Origin of the sequence: Legionella shakespearei DSM 23087 (genome assembly GCF_000373765.1) — a bacterium.
Classification (GTDB): Bacteria; Pseudomonadota; Gammaproteobacteria; order Legionellales; family Legionellaceae; genus Legionella; species Legionella shakespearei.
This window is the reverse complement of sequence record NZ_KB892381.1, coordinates 33,970-51,801: the sequence shown is the minus strand read 5'-3', so window position 1 is coordinate 51,801 and position 17,832 is coordinate 33,970. Positions and strand designations below refer to the sequence as shown.

Sequence of the window (17,832 nt, the reverse complement as noted above, 5' to 3'; positions counted from 1 at the left end):
GGTCTGCTTGCAGCCAGGAAACTAATGCTCGTTACACTGCCGAAGTTCTAACTAAACCTCCATTCCCGGCTGCAAGCAGACCGGGCTACACAAACAGCTACCGAATTTATTCAAGCATCCGTACAACACCACGATAAAAAATAAAACCAATTAGTCTAAAATAGACCAACTAATTTTTGGAAATAATGAGGGTAAATCAATGATAAAGTCGGCTTATCAGAAAATACTAAGATGCTTATGGTTAACAGATAGTGGTTATGAAATCGAGCCGGATGAGTCTTCTATCAGACTTTCATTAGATGAAAATGCTAAAGAGGTTTATAATGAGGACTGTACGGGTGCAACTACAGATCAGGATTTAAACCTTGCGCCAGATGTGATTAATACAGCAGTTATATACGACCCAGAAATTAGTGCGTTCTTCGATGAGAATTGTGTTTGTATTTCTTTTAATAGAAGTATCATGGCAAGTACCCCAGAAAATTACCCCACCGTCATTACTGCCATATTACAGCATCCGGTGTTCATAAAATATGATAAAGAGACCCTGGGCCATCTTCTGGAAGATGGCATCGATTTCAATCGATGGGATAGCGAAGCCACACATGCAATTGAAGATTATAGTCAGCGTGTTTTTGGTGAGCCTTATCTCACTGCATCCACAAGATCTTTGTTGGTTATTCACGCTGCTAAAAGTTGTCACGAGCAACTATGCTCTTTGGATTTGGTGCAGAATGTTTATGAATCTCTGGGGCGCCCTGTTCTGTGTAAAATAGACTTCATCACCAATTTAAATGCTCATCACTGGTTTATGCATGCCGATGTAGCTTTACAAAATTTTCTGCGTCAATGTCAATTTGGAGTGCTCAAAGAAGACCACCCAAACACAGGACACATAAATAATATTGTGCAGCAATTGTTAGGGAGCAAACAAATCTCTGAGGTAGCAGAAAATACACCTGAATACGGAAGCAGTCCCAAATAGGACTTACTTAAAGTTTTTAATTCGATTCGTAGCCCGGTCTGCTCGCAGCCACTGCCATTAGGTTAAGCAATACTCCGCCGTCCCGCGGCTTGTCCGCGGGATCCAGGGATCTACGTTCGGAGTGAGATTTCTGGATCCCGCGGACAAGCCGCGGGACGGCGGAGTTCCTGCTTGCAGCCGGGGAGCTGACGATCGTTACACAGCCGAAGTTCTAACCAAGTCTCCATTCCCGGCTGCAAGCAGACCGGGCTACAAAAACATCTTAAATACCGTGAGTTATGGATAAGAAGAGTGTTTTATCCAGTCGTTACTTCGATGCCGTTCGGGCTGAGGAGAGGCGATAGCCTCGTCTCAAAGCCTTAGCACCATGCCAAAAATTCGAGACAGCGCAAAAGCAAAAATTGTCCGATAATAACTACCAATTGTCTTTTTAAAACCATACTATTCAACTCTTTTTTAGTACACTAAACACATTTAATTTACACCAATAATCATAGTGAACTGATGACAATATTAGGCTTCCGAACCGAATAATCATCTATTTTCAGGCAGGTGCCGAGCGGTTAAGGAAATGTAATTAAAAAAACTTGTTCCTGCTGATTTTTAATTTTTTATGGAGATTTCATGTTTAACTATAACAGTTTCTTTGGTTCGTTTATCTCCTCTTTACCATCTTCTTATGCAATGCGACATTTGACGATAGTCCTTGGAGTCATGTCTGCAGTTACAGCCACCAAATACAAAGACAGTTGCGCATGCTATGCCAATAACTCTATCTGCCGTTGTTGGGTTGAATGGGAATGTGATGCTAAAGAGTTGTGTTATTCTGTAACTCGCTCCCGAAATGACATGTATGAATTAGCAAATACTAACTTTGAGATAGTCCAAAGATCGAATTTAACTACCGATGCTGAAAAGTCAGCTTATTTCAAGTCTCTAATGGATGAAGCTTTAGAAAGTGTAAAAGAAAAATATAAACGCCCCAAAGATGCTTGTACGTCCAAAAGCACTTCACCAGCGGCAACTTTAACTTGGGGCGGAGATGATTGGGGATTTTCCATATCAACTGATTTATCATCTTCTATGATTTTGGGATTGATGGGTGCATTTAGCCAGGATGAGCAAATTAATTTAGAAGATACTCAAATGCTTTCCATGTAAACGTTATTTATAATTTTCTCAATGAGAGTGATGGTAGCGATTTGTATTCCTTACCAAGCGATAGCCGTAAGTATGAACTGTCCCGTATTACGGCTATCGCCTAATACGGGCTACGGCACCTATTTCTACTAAGTCGTAGCCCTTATTAAATTAAGCGATACTCCGCCGTCCCGCGGCTTGTCCGCGGGATCCAGGATTCTAAGCCCCATTGATTTAGAAAACTCATCACTAATTTTTAGATTCAACTCTCAATTCATTGTGACTATTCCCTTTCCACCCTACCTAAATTATGCATACGTCCATAAATACGGTATTATCAGACATCATAAACGCTACCGGATCACTCCATGAGCTTATTACCCAACTGTCCAAAATGTAATTCAGAATATACCTATGAAGATGCCTTGCTTTTAATTTGTCCCGAATGCATGCACGAATGGTCCAAAGAAGACCAGGATAACCCGCATAGTGTCAAGATTTTTAAAGACGCGAATGGTAATCTGCTTCAGGATGGAGATAATGTCACCGTCATTAAAGATTTAAAAATAAAAGGCTCATCTCTGGTAGTAAAAGTAGGAACAAAAGTGAAAAACATTCGCCTGGTGGACGGGGATCATGACATCGATTGTAAAATTGACGGCATTGGCCCCATGAAATTAAAGTCTCAATTTGTGAAGAAAATCTAATCGAATAAGATCGATCCCGGCTGCAAGCAGCCAACTCGTCTAGACATCTTTGAGAACACAATCAGGTATTGATTCCGACATCCCTCGGTTTGTCCGAGGGATCCATGGGTTCAGAGCAGAAATACTGTCCCTGCCATTATAACTGTTCCGCTTCCTGACGGTCGCGGCTCGGTTTTCGTGCGTTCGTATTGACTTCATCGTGCACCGGAAACCGAGCCGCGACCGTCAGGAAGCGGAACTTTTGTTGAGGTACAGAGTCTGATTTAGCATTGGTCTAGGGCATAGACTAAGGGGTGATCAAGAGTCAGCTGCTTGCGGCCGTGATTTGTAGTAGCTCGATCCCGGCTGCAAGCAGGCCGGGCTACGACATCTCCAGACGAGTCTCAACAGGACTTTTATCGTCTGACCTCATCCCCAATCGAGGTGACAGAAAATGGAATCGATTTAATCCTCCATAGACTAAAGGAAGTCGCCATTGAACAAACATTTTTTGCAAAGCTGTCTCACCCTTTTGAAGAAAAAAGGTTTCAAGTAGTTCCATCGGTATAGTTGACAGATTTCTTTCTTCCCTTTGTTGGTTAAGCTGCCAAAAACATGCTACTTTTTTATCGATAGCATCAGCCGATAGCTCTAATTGATAATGGTTGAAACTTGCATAAATATAACTTTTAAAACCGGGTAAATTACGAAAGAGCATTTTAATAGAATCAAAACTAAAACCATTCTCCTGATAGGTACAGAATAATTTTAATGTTTTTAAATTTGAAAAATTATCCAGAGTAAAACAATCCCAATCCAAGCATGAAAAATCTCCATAGCATAGGTATAGATATTCCAATGTTCCAGGTAATTTGGAAAATATCAGCCTGAATTGTTCTTTAGAGTAAAACACGGGTCCATTGCCGGTAATATTTAGCCTTTTAAGAGTTCTTGGGAAAGAAGCAAATACTAGCCCCAGATTTTCATTTTTATGCCTATTTAATTGGTTCATGTATACGTTTAACTCTTCCAGCTCTGGAGGAAGAGAACAGAAAAGATGTGTAATTTTGTCAAGTGGAAGAAGTCCTAAATCACTAAAGCGCAATTCTATGTGTTTGACCGTTCGGGGAATTGCCCCAAAAAAACATTTAATATCATCCAGGGAAAATCCTTTAAAGCAATGATCACTTAAATCAAGGATTGTAATATGCGGAGGTATTGCCGCCAGTAATTGCGACCATTGTTGAACGTTTGGCGCTTTTCCAGCCTCTAGTTTACTTAAGTCAAGTTGATATTCGCTTAAAGGAAGTGTTTGAATTTTTTGGATTTGAGCCTGAAACTGTGCGTCATTCATAAATCAGCCTGAATATTAGTAATAAATTATCTATAGAAGAGCGTATTGTACATTATAAAACCAAATAAATACGGTCATAATAAGACAATCGGCGGTTATAAAAGGACAAAATGAATATAAAACGATAATTTGACCTGCAATATGGTCATGATGGACTAATTTTTAGCTAACAGCTGGCTTGTTTACAACCGTCTCTTGATCACCTCTTGGTTTATGCCCTACACCAATACTAAATCATGCTCTGTGCCGCAACAAAAATTCCGCTTCCTGACGGTCGCGGCTCGGTTTCCGGTGCACGATGAAGTCAATACGAACGCACGAAAACCGAGCCGCGACCGTGAGGAAGCGGAACAGTTATCCTGGCAGGGATTGTAGCCCGGGGGTAATAGGTTCAATTCCATACCTGAAATATATGGATATCATTAATCAAGTGATTCATACTTCTATTGGATAGATTCAAAATTTGCGATATTCTTGTTCTACAAGGTTGCTTTTTAAAAGGAAAACTGAACATGCGCCATAGTTGGAATATTTTATGCTGTTTCATCGTCTTAAGCATGGGGATCAATGCTTACGCTGCCCCCACATCTTTCTTTTCTATCACAAAACAATACCTTTTATCCCCCAACAAACCTGTATCCATGACACTGCCAACACGAATGAGTACTTTATGCACTCTCAGGATGGAAAATACCCATTATTTGCTGATTAAAGTTTTAAAAGGCAATGCAGTGATCAATAACAGCACTTTAAGTAAAGGACAAAGCACGACTGCAATGGTATTTGATCAGAAGACCATTGGTGTTGTCGCTAACGCGGACACAACAGTTGAATTCACGAATTTGGGAAGAACAATTATTCAAGCCACTTGCAGCAACTAAATTCAGGCAATGAATGTTAAACAAGGAGTTGGAATGGCAGGTTTAAACGCTGCAGAACGTATACGCATGTATGGAGTAGTGCCTGCCATTTAAGAAAAAACCTTGATTACGCCTATGAGGCTGCATCAAGGCTACTATTGTATGTCTAGCTACAAAAGCTTACCTAAGATGTTTTCCTAGCCCGATCTACGTCGTCTTGAGCGCGTCTTTTGGCGCGAAGGATCTCCAAATACTGGCACCCTGCCGCTTTCAGGAGATCCTTCGCGCCAAAAGACGCGCTCAGGACGACGTGGTTCGGGAAGGGAGACTTGGTCAGAACTTCGGATGTGTAACGAGCGTCAGTTCCCGGCTGAACGCAGCTGTCTTTTGATCACATCTTGGTCTATGCCTTACACCAATGCTAAATCATGCTCTGTGCCGCAATAAAAATTCCGCTTCCTAACGGTCGCGGCTCGGTTTTCGTGCGTTCGTATATACTTCATCATGCGCCGGAAACCGAGCCGCGACCGTTAGGAAGCGGAACAGTTATACTGGCAGGAACAGTGTTTCTGACCATTCTGGAGCAACTTCCCCCGACAATTATATTTTCAAGATTTGCATGTACCAGGCCTCACGACTTTCATTTATTTTCTCAAAATCGCTTTCTTCAAGAAAAACAAGCTCTCCTAAATATTTAAACTCATCGTTGGAAATATCGGGTAATAGAACCAGAACTGCATAGGCAAGAAAATAACTAAAACAGAGTTGTTTACTCGAACCTATTCCTAACTCCACCAGTCCCGAACTAAAATCCTTGAAGAAATCAGATGCACTTTTCAAATCAGCCTTTTCTTCCAACAAGCGAAGTACACTATTTATTTCAGCGACAGTAAGCCAGTCTTTTATTCCGGCTATGTACTTTTCAGGGAAATGATGTACGGAAGGTAATAACCTTAATGAGGGTTCATCTGATGAGCTGAAAAACATCTTTAATCCTGATTAATAAAAGGTCTTATTTTAACTATAAAGTCATTAAAAAGTCCAACTTTATCACTTTTGAAGCGTTGAAAGGCGGAGAGCCGTATTACACTCATGATTTGCATAGGGTGATTGAATAACGACACATTTCTATACTCATATTGCCTTTTTGGTCAATATTTTAACGGCAGCAGTACCCAAAAGATCCAACAGGGTTTAAAGTCAAATCATAGCGACCATGTCAGTGACAAAAAACCAAAAAGTCAAAAAAAGAAAGCGCCGGTGGTGGTTAACGCCTGGTGGAATGAAGTATCCAGTTCCTCTGAGGCCTCAGAGGGATGCTCTGATGAACATCAAGAAAATAAAATGCGGTTAAATTAATTGCATCTTTTACGTTTAATAAGTTCTCTTATTAATCCCACCGGAGGGCACTGCTATTAGTTAAGGTGAGTTCGGGATAAGAAGATTGATTTAAATATAAAAAACTGTAGCCTTGATGCAGCGATAGCGTAATCAAGGTTTTCCTATGGTCTTTTAGCCTTTCTGGATGAAAACCTTGATTACGCTATCGCTGCATCAAGGCTACGCCTATTTTAAATTAATTCTTTTAACTTAATGGCAATATCAAGGAATTCCGCCGTCCCGTCTTGGTTATTTTGCCACATAAATAATATGCAGGTATTATTTACGAACAATTAACATAAGCGAGGAAATAACTTCTAATGAAAAATAAGATGATAGTGTTTATTGTTGTATTAATGAGTAGTTTCATCCTGTTTACCCCTACCCTTGCAGCAACTATTGAGGCTAATGAACATATGGATATATCGTACACTGATTCAGGAAAAGGTACTCCACTCATTCTAATCCATGCATTTCCTACGGATAAAGATCTTTGGATGCCACAAAGAGAAGAGTTAAAAAAACATTTTCGGGTGATCACTCTGGATTTATGGGGTTTTGGACTATCAGCACCTGTTGATGGGCAAGCCGTCACCATGTCAGATTACGCCGATGAAGTAAATCAGTTGCTTGAGCGTTTAAATATTAATAAAGCTATTGTTGGCGGTGAGTCTATGGGAGGTTATGTAACATTAGCCTTTCTGGAGAAATACCCCAATAAAGTAGAAGGACTGATACTTTCGGATACACAATCTATTCCTGACACCGATGAAGCAAAAACGAAGCGGGAATCATCGGCACTTGATGTACTCGACAATGGCACAGCCAAATTTATTGAAGGCTTTCTGCCTAAAGCCCTTTCCCCTTCGAGCTCCGAAGACACCAGGAATTTTTTACGCACGCTTTTAGAAAAGCAACCGGCACAAGCTTATGCATCTGCTTTACGTGGTATGGCGCTGCGCAGTGATACGTCACAACTTCTCGCTAATTCAAGCTTACCCATCCTGATTATCTCAGGTGAAGAAGATATGGTGATTAACAAACAACAAAGCCTGAACATGCATGCGTTAGCTAAAAACAGCAGCCTGGTATTGATCAAAGATGCTGGACATTTATCCAGCCTCGAACAACCTGAAGAATGGAATAAGGCAGTTATTGCCAGGTTCACGTCGTCCTGAGCGCATCTTTTTTGCGCGAAGAAACGGCGTGGATCGGGGCGAATCTGAATCCTGGCAGGGTGTGTAGCCCGTATTAGGCGTAGCCGTAATACGGGAATGTGGTTATTGCTAATTCGATCCCGTATTACGGCTGGCGCCTAATACGGGCTACGCACCCTGCCAGGATTTAGCCTGTGTTAGCGGCTCATGACCTTATTAAAAATCAGTACCATTAAAATAACCGTGGGTACCTTGAGCAACTACAGCCTCTTCATATCTTTTTAAGGCATGAATATAGGCTGCTGTGCGCATGTCTGTTTTATAAAATTCGATTAATTGGTACACATTGGTAAATTCTCGTGACATTATTTCCTGTAGTTGATGATGAATTTTCTCCAACGCCCAATAGTACCCCGTTTTGTTTTGTACCCATTCAAAATAACTCACGGTCACGCCACCTGCATTTGCTAAAATGTCAGGTACGACTAAAATACCCTTTTCTTTTAAAATTAAATCAGCATCTACTGTAGTCGGTCCATTGGCAATTTCGACAATGACAGGAGCTTTTATGTTCGCTGCATTTTTTAAAGTGATCTGATTTTCAAGTGCGGCTGGAATTAAAATATCAACATCTAACTCCAATAGCTCTTCATTACTGATATGAGTCGCTTCAACCAATTCACAGACTGACCCTTTGCAATATACGGCCTTGACCTGTCTGGAACTGTTTTTGACATGAATGATGCTTGGGACATCGAGTCCCTGAGTTCTATATATTCCACCTTTTGAGTCACTGATGGCCACCACCTTATAACCGTCCTTATATAACAATTCGGCGATATGTTGCCCTGCATTCCCAAAACCCTGAATGGCAACGCGCATGTCTTTAGCCTGCCATTGCCTTATTTTCTCTAACTCTTTAATGCAATAAAACGCACCGCGGCCTGTTGCATCATCACGGCCTTGACTACCGCCCAGGGGAATGGGTTTGCCTGTAATCACAGCCGGCGCATCGTGACGGACAATTTTAGAGTATTCATCCATCATCCACCCCATAATCATCGAGTTGGTATAAACATCAGGGGCTGGAATATCCACATCAGGGCCGATAAAATCAGCAATTGCCGAAATATAACTTCGGCTTAAGCGTTCCAACTCCAAGCGTGATAATTGTTTCGGATCAATAATAATGCCCCCCTTTCCGCCACCAAAAGGAACTCCGACTACCGCACACTTAAGGGTCATCCAAAATGCCAGAGTCTGTATTTCAGGAAGAGTAACAGCAGGGTGAAAACGAATCCCGCCTTTAGCAGGACCTCGTGCATCATTGTAATGCACACGATAACCCGTATAAATGTTTAAACTGCCATCATCCATGCGCACGGGTACAGCAACCTCAAGGCAGGCTTTAGCATGTTTCAATTGTTCAATGGCTTCGGGATCAATATTAGCTATTGATGAGGCTTCATCAAGTCGTGATAATGCGTCTGTGTAAATTGTAGCGCTCATTTATTATTCCCTTATCTGATTCTGATGTTGGGGCTTTAGTCTCCTAAAGTATAGTAAGGAGAATCAGAAAATGAATTGAATAAGCGCTAAATAAGCAGTGCTCTTTTACCAGTTTCTCATAACTGGTCTGGCTCTTTCTGACACCCAATCCAGAATGTCCTGATTATTCGAATTTTTTGCCATGGTTTCCAGCAGCTCCAAAGCTCGGCTCTCTTGTATTTCTCCAAAATACACCGGTTATTAAAGGACAATTACTTGTTATAAGAGGACAAAATAAATTTAAACTATGAGAGTCTGGTAGCTACTTATCCTATCCCAGATCAGACAACATAAGCTTTTCTCCTGTTTTTACACAGTCAATTCCCTTCTTTAGCGCCACAAACAGGACATTGAATTTTTTCAAATTCATATACTACACTACATAACTGGTTGAAAAGCCGGTTTGTTGTGTTGCTTTATTCCAACCATGATTTAAGCAAGCACTACAATAGGGATAGTCAGTTTTTTTAACTTTATTATACGGAGATATTCAATGAAGCATTATCTACATGCTCTGGGTTTGGTCTGTGCGTTAAGTTCAGGATTTGCATACAGTGGCAGTTATCAACAAATGAACAGCGTAACGCCTACGATTGCAGGTTCTCCTTTGTTCCAGGACAGCTTTGGACAAGTGATACATAGCAATGGTGATTACCTGTTTGTTGCTGCCCCTATAGCACGCCCTGATCCTGCCAAACAAGCTGAAGGTGCTGTTTATGTATATAAAAAGCAAGGCAATTCCTGGGTATTCTCGCAAGTATTGACTACCAGTGGTTGGAGTGATCATTTAGGCGTGTTCCGCCTGGCAACAGTAGGTAAATGGTTATTTGTGTCTGGTATTGGTACACCCATAGGACCAAACAGACCTGACGGACAACCCGATGAAGCAACAAATCAGGATTTTACTGGCTCAATTCAGATTTATAAAAGAAATAATGCAGGTCAATACCAATTTTCACAAGCGCTTGACCGCACAACACCTGGATTGGAACAGTTAAGTGTTATTGATCCGGCAGCATTGGAAAACCCTCAACTTCCACCCAGATCGCATGAATCAGGGGCTGCTTTTGGAATGTACTTTGATGTGGATAAAAATGGCAAGCGCTTGCTGGTGAGTGCATCTGGACAAGAATTTGCTGACGTGTCTGGTACAATGATTAACGCAGGGGCTATTTATTCCTTTGAAATGAAAAATAATAAATGGGTATTAAAGCAAACCCTGCGTCACCCTGTCGCTATCAGTACCAATGGCAGCTTCGGCGGCCGCGTCAGAATTGCTGGTAACTTTGCGGTTATCAGTGATACTGATACGTTGCAAAACCTGAAACTGGATCACAACTCCAGTGTATTCCTCTATAAATATAATTCCAATACACACCAATGGAATCATATTGATACAGTACATGGTGATCAACCTGCAAATGGCTTGTTGGCTGCTTCATCCTTTGTATTCGGTGGCGTTACTGATCCTAATATTATGGTTGGTGATAACTTCGGTGGTTCTCTTGCGTTCGCTAATAAATGGGTTCTGGTTGGTGCACCTTATGAAAACCTGTCCTCTGATAAACCACACGGTGCTGCTTACATGTACCACATTGAAAAGGTAAATGGCCAGCATAAATTAGTATTTAAGAAAAAATTCGTTTCTGATGATCCTGATTCACTGTTAACCGGTATCAACGTATCAGTGAGCAATAAAGTGGCACTGGTTGGTGATCCCGCTCATTCAGGCCCCAATGGCGAGACAGCACAAGGTGCAGTGATGGTTTACGAACGTCATGGTAATAATTGGTCTAAAGATGCGAACTTGTTCGATCAAAATGGTTCTGCTTACCAAATGTTCGGAAATGGTACAGAAATTCATGGTAATAAATTGTATGGCGGTACAGGAACTGCAGTATTCACATTGAATATGGCATTCTTGTTTACTCCTGCGTATTTACCTAACGTTCCTGTGCCTTTACAGGCAAACAAAGTGGTTGAGTGGAAAAGAAGTGGTAATTAATTGTCGCTGACAATTAATTACTTAAGTTTTTTAATTCTATCACTCCCGGCTGCAAGCAGACCGGGCTACGAATCGGAGTGAGGAGTAGCCCGGTTGCTCGCAACCGGGATTATTCCAGACAACAAGCAATGGGCTTTAAATCAGCAAACGGTGTTTCAGGCAAGAACTGATTGGTATAACAGGTTGAAAGCGCAAAATGATCATCAATAATCTTGAGATGCCTGGCATAACGGCCTACTTTGCTCCAATCCCTGCCTACGTTCAATAAAGTCCTTGAGAAAAAGGGTAAGGTGCGCATAAAAATCTGTTGGTACATTGGCGTACGTAATTGCGGCTTTGTCTGACATAACAATTCATAAGCTTCTTCCGGATGTTCGGTTGTATAAGCTGCCCCACGCTGGGTTGCTCGGAGAAATCGTTGTACCAATGAGGGATTATCCAAGGTATGTTTCGGCACAATAAACTGAACCGAACAAAAACAACAGCAACCAAGACCTGCCAATTGATCAAGTCTTAAAAACACTGTTTCGCCTTTTAAATGTTCCAGCTCCACGTTCTGAAAATTAAGAAAGCCAATACCAGTATCAATGACGCCACGACAAATCGCATCGGTAACATTCATGCCAATACGAATTGTTTCATAGCTCTCTGGGGCGATACCGGCAAGCCTTGCCAAATCATCAATAATCTTTTTACCGAATTCACCAATGTACCCCACTCTCTTGCCAACAATGTCCTGAAATGAATGAATACCACTCGATTTTAATGCAATCAAACCCGTTGGCGGTTCATCTAACAAGGTACCTATTGAGGTTACAGGATATCCTTTAGCAACGGCTGCGACCGTGTGAATCATGGCCTTTACACCAAAATCGACCGCGCCCAAGCCAACCAGTTCGGTCACATCACTGGGATCGGATGGTTCCAAAATGGCTAGTTTTATATCTTCTTGTAAATAAAATCCCAGTTTTTGCGCCACCAGAATGGGAGTGTGATAAGGATTTGCATACCAATTGAGCAATAAAGACACTCGGGATTTTAACTCTGACATAACCATGACTCCATATGTTAATGTGAAAAAAATGGAGATGGCAAAGGGAAAAGACACGGCATCATTACACTGATGCAGTATCAATTTTTTGAAGGCGTTCTTACGCTGGTATGAACCAGATCAAGTTCAACGGGTATTTCTCAGCCGAATGTACGACACCCCGCGCCATCTAACGCACGCATTATGCTGGAATACTTTTCTATTTGTCAATTTAAAAATCGGCAAGGAGCCCCCCATTGCTGGCGTAGCCCGGTTGCTTGCAACTGGCTCTTCTACGCATCTTTGCCATTACCCGATCCACGTCGTCCTGAGCGCGTCTTTTTGCGTGAAGGATCTCCTGAAAGCGGCATGGTGCCAGTATAACTGTTCCGCTTCCTCACGGTCGCGGCTCGGTTTTCGTGCGTTCGTATCTACTTCATCGTGCACCGGAAACCGAGCCGCGACCGTGAGGGAGCGGAATTTTTGTTGAGGCACAGAGCATCCTTTTTTTCATGCATCATCAAAGGTTATAAATCTCATACAAACACACTATAAACAATCAAAAAGCCAACCTGTACTGCAGTCACTACCAACCCATTCTGGATCATCGCTTTGACATTTTCACTTCCCGCAAAGCCCATAGCCGCAAACATATTAGGTGTAGCCTTGATGCAGCGATAGTGTTGCATCAAGGCTACAGTTTTTTTATATATTTTAATCCGATCCACGTCGTCCTGAGCGCGTCTTTTGGCGTGAAGGATCTCCTGAAAGTGGCATGGTGCCAGTATAACTGTTCCGCTTCCTCACGGTCGCGGCTCGGTTTTCGTGCGTTCGTATCTACTTCATCGTGCACGAAAACCGAGCCGCGACCGTGAGGGAGCGGAATTTTTGTTGAGGCACAGAGCATCCTTTTTTCATGCCTCATGAAAGGTTATAAATCTCATACAAACAAACTATAAACAATCAAAAAGCCAACCTGTACTGCAGTCACTACCAACCCATTCTGGATCATCGCTTTGACATTTTCACTTCCCGCAAAACCCATAGCCGCAAACATATTAGCCCCAGGATACGCGTAATTGCTGACTCGTGTGGCAAACAACATGCATAAAGCAAAACTTATCATTGGCAATTGCATCTGGATCACTGCAGGACTAAACAGTTGATGCAGCATCTTAATCGTTGCCTCAGAAGCGCCAGGCATACCGAAGGCACCAGTAAAACCAATCAACAGAGACAACACCGGTTTGCCCCCCATATGAATCAAGGGAGTTAATAATTCGGTTAAGGCATTAAATCCACCTGCCTGATGAATCAAAATCATAAAGGGATCAAATAAAATAAAAAGAAAGAATAAATGCAGACTTTTTTGCATGCCTTGTACCAGCAAATCAAAAATATCCTTCACACTTAATTTGCTCGATAACCCAGCCACAAAAGCTAAAAACAACATGACAAAAATCACGTAGGATGTTTTAGCCTGACTGAATAAACCATAAAGAACACAGGCCAAAAAGGCGAATAAAAAGAGAGCAGTACTGCGTTTTTGCTGTTTATTAGGGGTAAAAGGTTCAGAACCGTCTTCATCCTCACAGAGTTCAAGAGGATACTTTTTCTGCAAGCGCGATGCCATAAACCAGGTAGTGACCAACGTAACCAAAGCTACAGGAAGAGCTGCATAAAGCAGCATGCTGCCATAACTTATACCCGTAATGCCCAGCAAGGTGACAACAGGTGGTGCAAATGGCCCGAGAATCAAAGCTTCCTCAGCAGATGCCTGCATCAGAACAGCAAGGCTGGGGCGCGATAAGCCAACCGAACCGGCCACCGGACGTAAGCTCGGTGCCAAAATAGCCAAACCACCCGCTAATGTTCCCAATAGACTGACAATCACAAAAGAAGAAAAAACGATGCCAATTTTTGCGCGCCGCTGGGTATTCACCCCTATTCCATGAACAATTTGATGCACTAAAGTATGACTCACTTGGGTATGGGTTAAGATTTCACCCAAACCTCGTCCCAGCATGATAATAAAACCTACCAAAGCCATGAAAGAGCCCAGGGCTTCTGCCATGGAGACGCCTATCTCTATAGGACTGCTTCCATTCCACAAAAAGCCCAGCCCCACACAAATTGCCGTGGCAATTAAAGGATCCACATTACGAAATAACAGCACTACATAAAGAACAATAATCAATAAACTGGCAAGCTGGATATAAAATGACATCAGCGAACGACTCCTATGTGCTTTAATCCCTGGCTAAATCCCTCTATCCCCAAACCCGGTTTCTCCGAAAGCATTAATTGGTTCCCCTGGCGTTGTACACCACCCAAAACATAATTGTCACGAATAAGGTATATCGGATCCAAATCGGCATAATAAATATCAGGCTTGCTTAAAGCAAAACTGGCAATGGCGGCAACACCTATAGGTGATTCCAACATGCAGCCAACCATTATTTTCATGTGTGCGGTTTTGGCTATGTTATAAATAGCCTGGGCATTTTGAATGCCCCCTGACTTCATCAGTTTAATATTGATTCCGTCACAGGCATCAAGCCTGGCAATATGCAAGGCGTCTTCAGGGGAAAAACAGGCTTCATCGGCAATAATGGGACAATCCACCTGATCACTGATTGTTTTCAGATGGGTTAGATCCTGGGCTTTGACAGGTTGCTCCAGTAGAGAGATGTTCAAATCTTCATCTTTAAAAGCCTGAATTACCTGCAATGCATCCTGATAGGACCATCCCTGATTGGCATCAACAAGAAGAGGCACATGCTTCCCCACGGCATGGCGAATAGCACGCACCCGCTCAATGTCTTCAACAGGGTTCAAACCTAATTTTATTTTTAAAGTGCTATGCCCCTGCTTCACCAGCTCAAGAGCATCACTGACCATCAAATCAATTGCTTTCACACTGATGGTAATACAGGAATGAATGCTGTTTTTATTTCCCCCCAGAACCTGATAAAGGGGAAGAGTACAGTGCTGGGCAAATAAATCATGCAAGGCAATGTCCATAGCAGCCTTTGCCGAGGAGTTACCAGAAATATTCTCGTTATTCATTTGCAGCAACAGATTCAATTCAGTAATGCTTCGACCAATTAATTGCGGTCCGAGGACATGGTTAATTGCTGTAATAATCGACTCTGTAGTATCTCCAGTAATAGCAGGAGTAGATGCCGCGGAACCATAGCCGGTATGGCCAGTATCCGTTTTAATCATAACCACTACGTCATCCACCGCCTCAGTTCGCCTGACTGCCGTGATGAAGGGACGAATTAACGGTATGGTAAGTCGCGCAATATGAATTTCAGTTATGTTCATGGCCATATTTTGTAATTAACCCTTTTGAAGAGTAGCGGATAAATGACACCAAATCCACCGGATGTCTTGTATCAGAACGAGGATCTGGAATATGTAATTCTGCATAGTGTAGTGCTACAGCAATATTGATTTCTAAAATAATGATACATAGTATTATAAATTTACAATTTAATTTCGAGAGAGAACCAGGCATTGGCCAAACATCAGTAAGACCAATTTTATCTACACAACTAAAGGAATTATAATGTTAACTATTTTGGGTAAATGGACTGCTGTTTCTGGAGCGCTGATCTTATCAGCGCAACTTTATGCAGGTGCTGTAGAAATCATTGGCAACATTCCTATAGTAATTGAATATGATGATGAGGATTATTCACCAATTAAAAAAGAACAGCATAAGGTAATTGTCCAACAACTTCGCTTATCACCCGCAGCAAAAAAAGTACTCGCCAAACGTGTTGAAGACAGTGCCCTGCTTGAATCAGATCTGTTCCATGACACTAAAGTGGAGCCCTATGTTAATTTAGGAATGAATGGCACTCCGGCTCTTGATCAAGGCGTGCATGGCAGCTGTGTAACCTTCGCAACAACAGCGGCGCTCGATGCAATAATCGGTAAAGGAGATTACATTAGCCAACTCTGTAGTTTAAGTTTAGGTTCTTATCTTTACCGCCACAAAATGACTGATAACAGTGGTTGGGATGGGACTTTCGGACCTGATGTTTTGAAACAATATCAACATTATGGTCTGGTTACCAAGAAATATCAGTATGATGAAGGCTGCGCAGGTGTAAAACGCTATCCGACTAACACGGAAGGTAAAACCGGAAAACTGATGTCTATCAATGAATACACCGCCAATTCTTTTCCCTTGGAACATTACGCCACCTGGGAACATTTAGTCGAACTGGAACAATCCTTCAGCAAAAATCATAACCCGGCAGCCCTTTTACGAGCAGTACGCAAACACCTTCGTGAAGGAAATCGTATAGTCTTTGGAGCCTTAATAGATGTCGATCAAAAGTATGCCGGTGCGTTGGGAAGTTACCAAAAAGCTCATGATAGCTGGATTTTAACTAAAGAAATTACTAACCGCATCAAACGAGGTGACCTATCAGGAGGGCATCAAATGCTGATTATTGGTTATGATGATCAAGCCGTTGTCGTTGATGCTCAAGGAAAAGTACATAAAGGACTATTAATCATCAGAAACTCATGGGGCCCTCGCGCAGGGCATTCAGGCAATTTCTATATGTCTTATAATTACTTTAAAACCTTATGCGACGAAGCCCAGGTTATTATTCCAATAAATTAATCTGGCACAATGCCGTAGCCCGGTCTGCTTGCAGCCGGGATTTGTACTTGCACGATCCCGGCTGCAAGCAGCTGATTCTTCCACACCTATTGCCTTCAACGATCCACGTCGTATTTTATACGGTATTTCTCATTATTCTTTTTTTATACACTCTGCGTCAAATTTAATGAAACGTATTTTTAGTCAGACTCGTAGCCTGTATTAGGCGATAGCCGTAATACGGGGATTCCAGAGAGACTGATCCTGTATTACGGCTGTCGCCTAATACAGGCTACAAGCCCGGTGCCACTCCATGACTGTCGCCCGTATTACGGGGGGCAATACCTCATCACTCGGCAATAAATTAAAGTCTCAATAAAAAAGATCCATTCATTACATTTTATTGATATGATACCCATGTCCAACTTAAGGGAATTATCATGGTTTACTACCGAAGGGATTACTCGCCCGGCGCAAGCTATTTTTTTACTTTAACCCTAATAGACAGGCAATCCGCATATCTGACCAAGTACATCAGCAACTTGAGTGATGCTTTTCGTATTATTCGAGCAAAATCAAATTTTATAACGCATGCGATGGTTGTTTTACCAGATCATCTTCATTGTTTATGGCAATTACCCTTAGACGATTCAGATTATTCAAACCGAATAAGATTGATTAAAACTCATTTTACCCAATCCTTATTACGTTTAAATATTCCATTAAAGAAAAATGTTCGGGGCAACGTTAATCTTTGGCAAACTCGTTTTTGGGAGCATCGAATCAGGGATGAAAAAGATTTTCAAATGCATGTGGATTATATCCATTACAATCCAGTAAAACATGGCTATGTGAATGCACCGATAGAATGGCCATATTCAAGCATTCATCGATATATTAAAAAGGATTTGATTAGTAAAAATTGGGGTGGGGCGGTCTCTGGATAAGACTGATCCTGTATTACGGCTGTCGCCTAATACAGGCTACGAACCTAGTGCCGATTCAGAACCGTAGCCCGTATTAGGCGATAGCCGTAATACGGGAACTTCCTACATTCCCATAC

At 41.9% G+C, this 17,832-nt stretch carries 16 protein-coding genes and 1 riboswitch; of the genes, 9 read left to right on the top strand and 7 right to left on the bottom strand.

What is annotated here, in order from left to right; genetic code table 11:
- Positions 1 to 199 precede the first annotated feature (199 nt).
- The 3 genes from B094_RS0100220 (at position 200) to B094_RS0100210 (ending at position 2,832) form a co-directional block, all read left to right on the top strand.
- Positions 200 to 985, top strand: a complete 786-nt coding sequence (locus B094_RS0100220) for a hypothetical protein (RefSeq protein ID WP_018575776.1) — start codon at positions 200 to 202, stop codon at positions 983 to 985.
- 624 nt (positions 986 to 1,609) lie between these two features.
- A complete protein-coding gene (locus tag B094_RS0100215) occupies positions 1,610 to 2,146 on the top strand; it encodes a hypothetical protein (protein ID WP_018575775.1) in 537 nt (178 codons plus the stop codon).
- Positions 2,147 to 2,493: 347 nt separating this feature from the next.
- Positions 2,494 to 2,832: a zinc ribbon domain-containing protein YjdM gene (locus B094_RS0100210; protein WP_018575774.1), complete on the top strand. Its 339-nt coding sequence runs from the start codon at positions 2,494 to 2,496 to the stop codon at positions 2,830 to 2,832.
- Positions 2,833 to 3,193: 361 nt separating this feature from the next.
- On the opposite strand, the gene B094_RS0100205 is transcribed toward B094_RS0100210, so the two are convergent.
- Positions 3,194 to 4,165 (bottom strand): hypothetical protein, encoded by a 972-nt coding sequence (locus B094_RS0100205; RefSeq protein WP_018575773.1) that lies wholly within the window; start codon positions 4,163 to 4,165, stop codon positions 3,194 to 3,196.
- A 512-nt stretch (positions 4,166 to 4,677) separates the two neighbouring features.
- Here B094_RS0100205 and B094_RS0100200 point away from each other — a divergent pair.
- Positions 4,678 to 5,046 (top strand): hypothetical protein, encoded by a 369-nt coding sequence (locus tag B094_RS0100200; protein ID WP_018575772.1) that lies wholly within the window; start codon positions 4,678 to 4,680, stop codon positions 5,044 to 5,046.
- 579 nt (positions 5,047 to 5,625) lie between these two features.
- Here the strand turns inward: B094_RS0100200 and B094_RS0100195 are convergent.
- Positions 5,626 to 6,012 carry a hypothetical protein gene (locus B094_RS0100195; protein WP_018575771.1) on the bottom strand — a complete coding sequence of 129 codons (387 nt, stop codon included), beginning with the start codon at positions 6,010 to 6,012 and terminating at the stop codon, positions 5,626 to 5,628.
- 123 nt (positions 6,013 to 6,135) lie between these two features.
- Between B094_RS0100195 and B094_RS15430 the strand changes: the two genes are divergently transcribed.
- Both B094_RS15430 and B094_RS0100190 read left to right on the top strand, forming a co-directional pair.
- Positions 6,136 to 6,384, top strand: coding sequence for a hypothetical protein (locus tag B094_RS15430; protein ID WP_018575770.1), 249 nt, complete (start codon positions 6,136 to 6,138; stop codon positions 6,382 to 6,384).
- 341 nt (positions 6,385 to 6,725) lie between these two features.
- Entirely contained in the window at positions 6,726 to 7,583 is an 858-nt protein-coding gene (locus B094_RS0100190) for an alpha/beta fold hydrolase (RefSeq protein ID WP_018575769.1), read from the top strand.
- 195 nt (positions 7,584 to 7,778) lie between these two features.
- Here B094_RS0100190 and B094_RS0100185 read toward each other — a convergent pair whose 3' ends face one another.
- Positions 7,779 to 9,071: a Glu/Leu/Phe/Val family dehydrogenase gene (locus B094_RS0100185; RefSeq protein WP_018575768.1), complete on the bottom strand. Its 1,293-nt coding sequence runs from the start codon at positions 9,069 to 9,071 to the stop codon at positions 7,779 to 7,781.
- Positions 9,072 to 9,603: 532 nt separating this feature from the next.
- On the opposite strand from B094_RS0100185, the gene B094_RS0100180 reads away from it, so the two are divergent.
- Positions 9,604 to 11,115 carry a hypothetical protein gene (locus B094_RS0100180; protein ID WP_018575767.1) on the top strand — a complete coding sequence of 504 codons (1,512 nt, stop codon included), beginning with the start codon at positions 9,604 to 9,606 and terminating at the stop codon, positions 11,113 to 11,115.
- Positions 11,116 to 11,224: 109 nt separating this feature from the next.
- Here the strand turns inward: B094_RS0100180 and B094_RS0100175 are convergent, their stop codons facing one another.
- The 4 genes from B094_RS0100175 to B094_RS0100155 form a co-directional block, all read right to left on the bottom strand.
- Positions 11,225 to 12,166: an ABC transporter substrate-binding protein gene (locus B094_RS0100175; RefSeq protein WP_018575766.1), complete on the bottom strand. Its 942-nt coding sequence runs from the start codon at positions 12,164 to 12,166 to the stop codon at positions 11,225 to 11,227.
- Positions 12,167 to 12,246: 80 nt separating this feature from the next.
- Positions 12,247 to 12,339: riboswitch (TPP riboswitch) on the bottom strand.
- A gap of 342 nt (positions 12,340 to 12,681) precedes the next feature.
- Entirely contained in the window at positions 12,682 to 12,873 is a 192-nt protein-coding gene (locus B094_RS0100165) for a hypothetical protein (protein WP_018575764.1), read from the bottom strand.
- A 212-nt stretch (positions 12,874 to 13,085) separates the two neighbouring features.
- Positions 13,086 to 14,372: a GntT/GntP/DsdX family permease gene (locus B094_RS0100160; RefSeq protein ID WP_018575763.1), complete on the bottom strand. Its 1,287-nt coding sequence runs from the start codon at positions 14,370 to 14,372 to the stop codon at positions 13,086 to 13,088.
- Entirely contained in the window at positions 14,372 to 15,475 is a 1,104-nt protein-coding gene (locus B094_RS0100155) for a dipeptide epimerase (RefSeq protein ID WP_026253796.1), read from the bottom strand. The genes B094_RS0100160 and B094_RS0100155 overlap by 1 nt, the downstream gene beginning before the upstream one ends.
- A gap of 244 nt (positions 15,476 to 15,719) precedes the next feature.
- Here B094_RS0100155 and B094_RS15425 point away from each other — a divergent pair, with 244 nt between their 5' ends.
- Entirely contained in the window at positions 15,720 to 16,790 is a 1,071-nt protein-coding gene (locus B094_RS15425; RefSeq protein ID WP_018575761.1) for a C1 family peptidase, read from the top strand.
- Positions 16,791 to 17,209: 419 nt separating this feature from the next.
- A complete protein-coding gene (locus tag B094_RS0100145) occupies positions 17,210 to 17,716 on the top strand; it encodes an REP-associated tyrosine transposase (RefSeq protein WP_018575760.1) in 507 nt (168 codons plus the stop codon).
- Positions 17,717 to 17,832: the final 116 nt, after the last annotated feature.

Excerpts from the sequence above, each read along its gene's own strand:
- B094_RS0100205 (WP_018575773.1), bottom strand. The coding sequence starts at position 4,165 with ATGAATGACGCACAGTTTCAGGCTCAAATCCAAAAAATTCAAACACTT.
- B094_RS0100180 (WP_018575767.1), top strand. The coding sequence starts at position 9,604 with ATGAAGCATTATCTACATGCTCTGGGTTTGGTCTGTGCGTTAAGTTCA.
- B094_RS15425 (WP_018575761.1), top strand. The coding sequence starts at position 15,720 with ATGTTAACTATTTTGGGTAAATGGACTGCTGTTTCTGGAGCGCTGATC.
- B094_RS0100175 (WP_018575766.1), bottom strand. The coding sequence starts at position 12,166 with ATGTCAGAGTTAAAATCCCGAGTGTCTTTATTGCTCAATTGGTATGCA.
- B094_RS0100200 (WP_018575772.1), top strand. The coding sequence starts at position 4,678 with ATGCGCCATAGTTGGAATATTTTATGCTGTTTCATCGTCTTAAGCATG.
- B094_RS0100195 (WP_018575771.1), bottom strand. The coding sequence starts at position 6,012 with ATGTTTTTCAGCTCATCAGATGAACCCTCATTAAGGTTATTACCTTCC.
- B094_RS0100190 (WP_018575769.1), top strand. The coding sequence starts at position 6,726 with ATGAAAAATAAGATGATAGTGTTTATTGTTGTATTAATGAGTAGTTTC.
- B094_RS0100220 (WP_018575776.1), top strand. The coding sequence starts at position 200 with ATGATAAAGTCGGCTTATCAGAAAATACTAAGATGCTTATGGTTAACA.
- B094_RS0100210 (WP_018575774.1), top strand. The coding sequence starts at position 2,494 with ATGAGCTTATTACCCAACTGTCCAAAATGTAATTCAGAATATACCTAT.
- B094_RS0100145 (WP_018575760.1), top strand. The coding sequence starts at position 17,210 with ATGGTTTACTACCGAAGGGATTACTCGCCCGGCGCAAGCTATTTTTTT.
- B094_RS0100160 (WP_018575763.1), bottom strand. The coding sequence starts at position 14,372 with ATGTCATTTTATATCCAGCTTGCCAGTTTATTGATTATTGTTCTTTAT.
- B094_RS0100185 (WP_018575768.1), bottom strand. The coding sequence starts at position 9,071 with ATGAGCGCTACAATTTACACAGACGCATTATCACGACTTGATGAAGCC.
- B094_RS0100215 (WP_018575775.1), top strand. The coding sequence starts at position 1,610 with ATGTTTAACTATAACAGTTTCTTTGGTTCGTTTATCTCCTCTTTACCA.
- B094_RS0100155 (WP_026253796.1), bottom strand. The coding sequence starts at position 15,475 with ATGAACATAACTGAAATTCATATTGCGCGACTTACCATACCGTTAATT.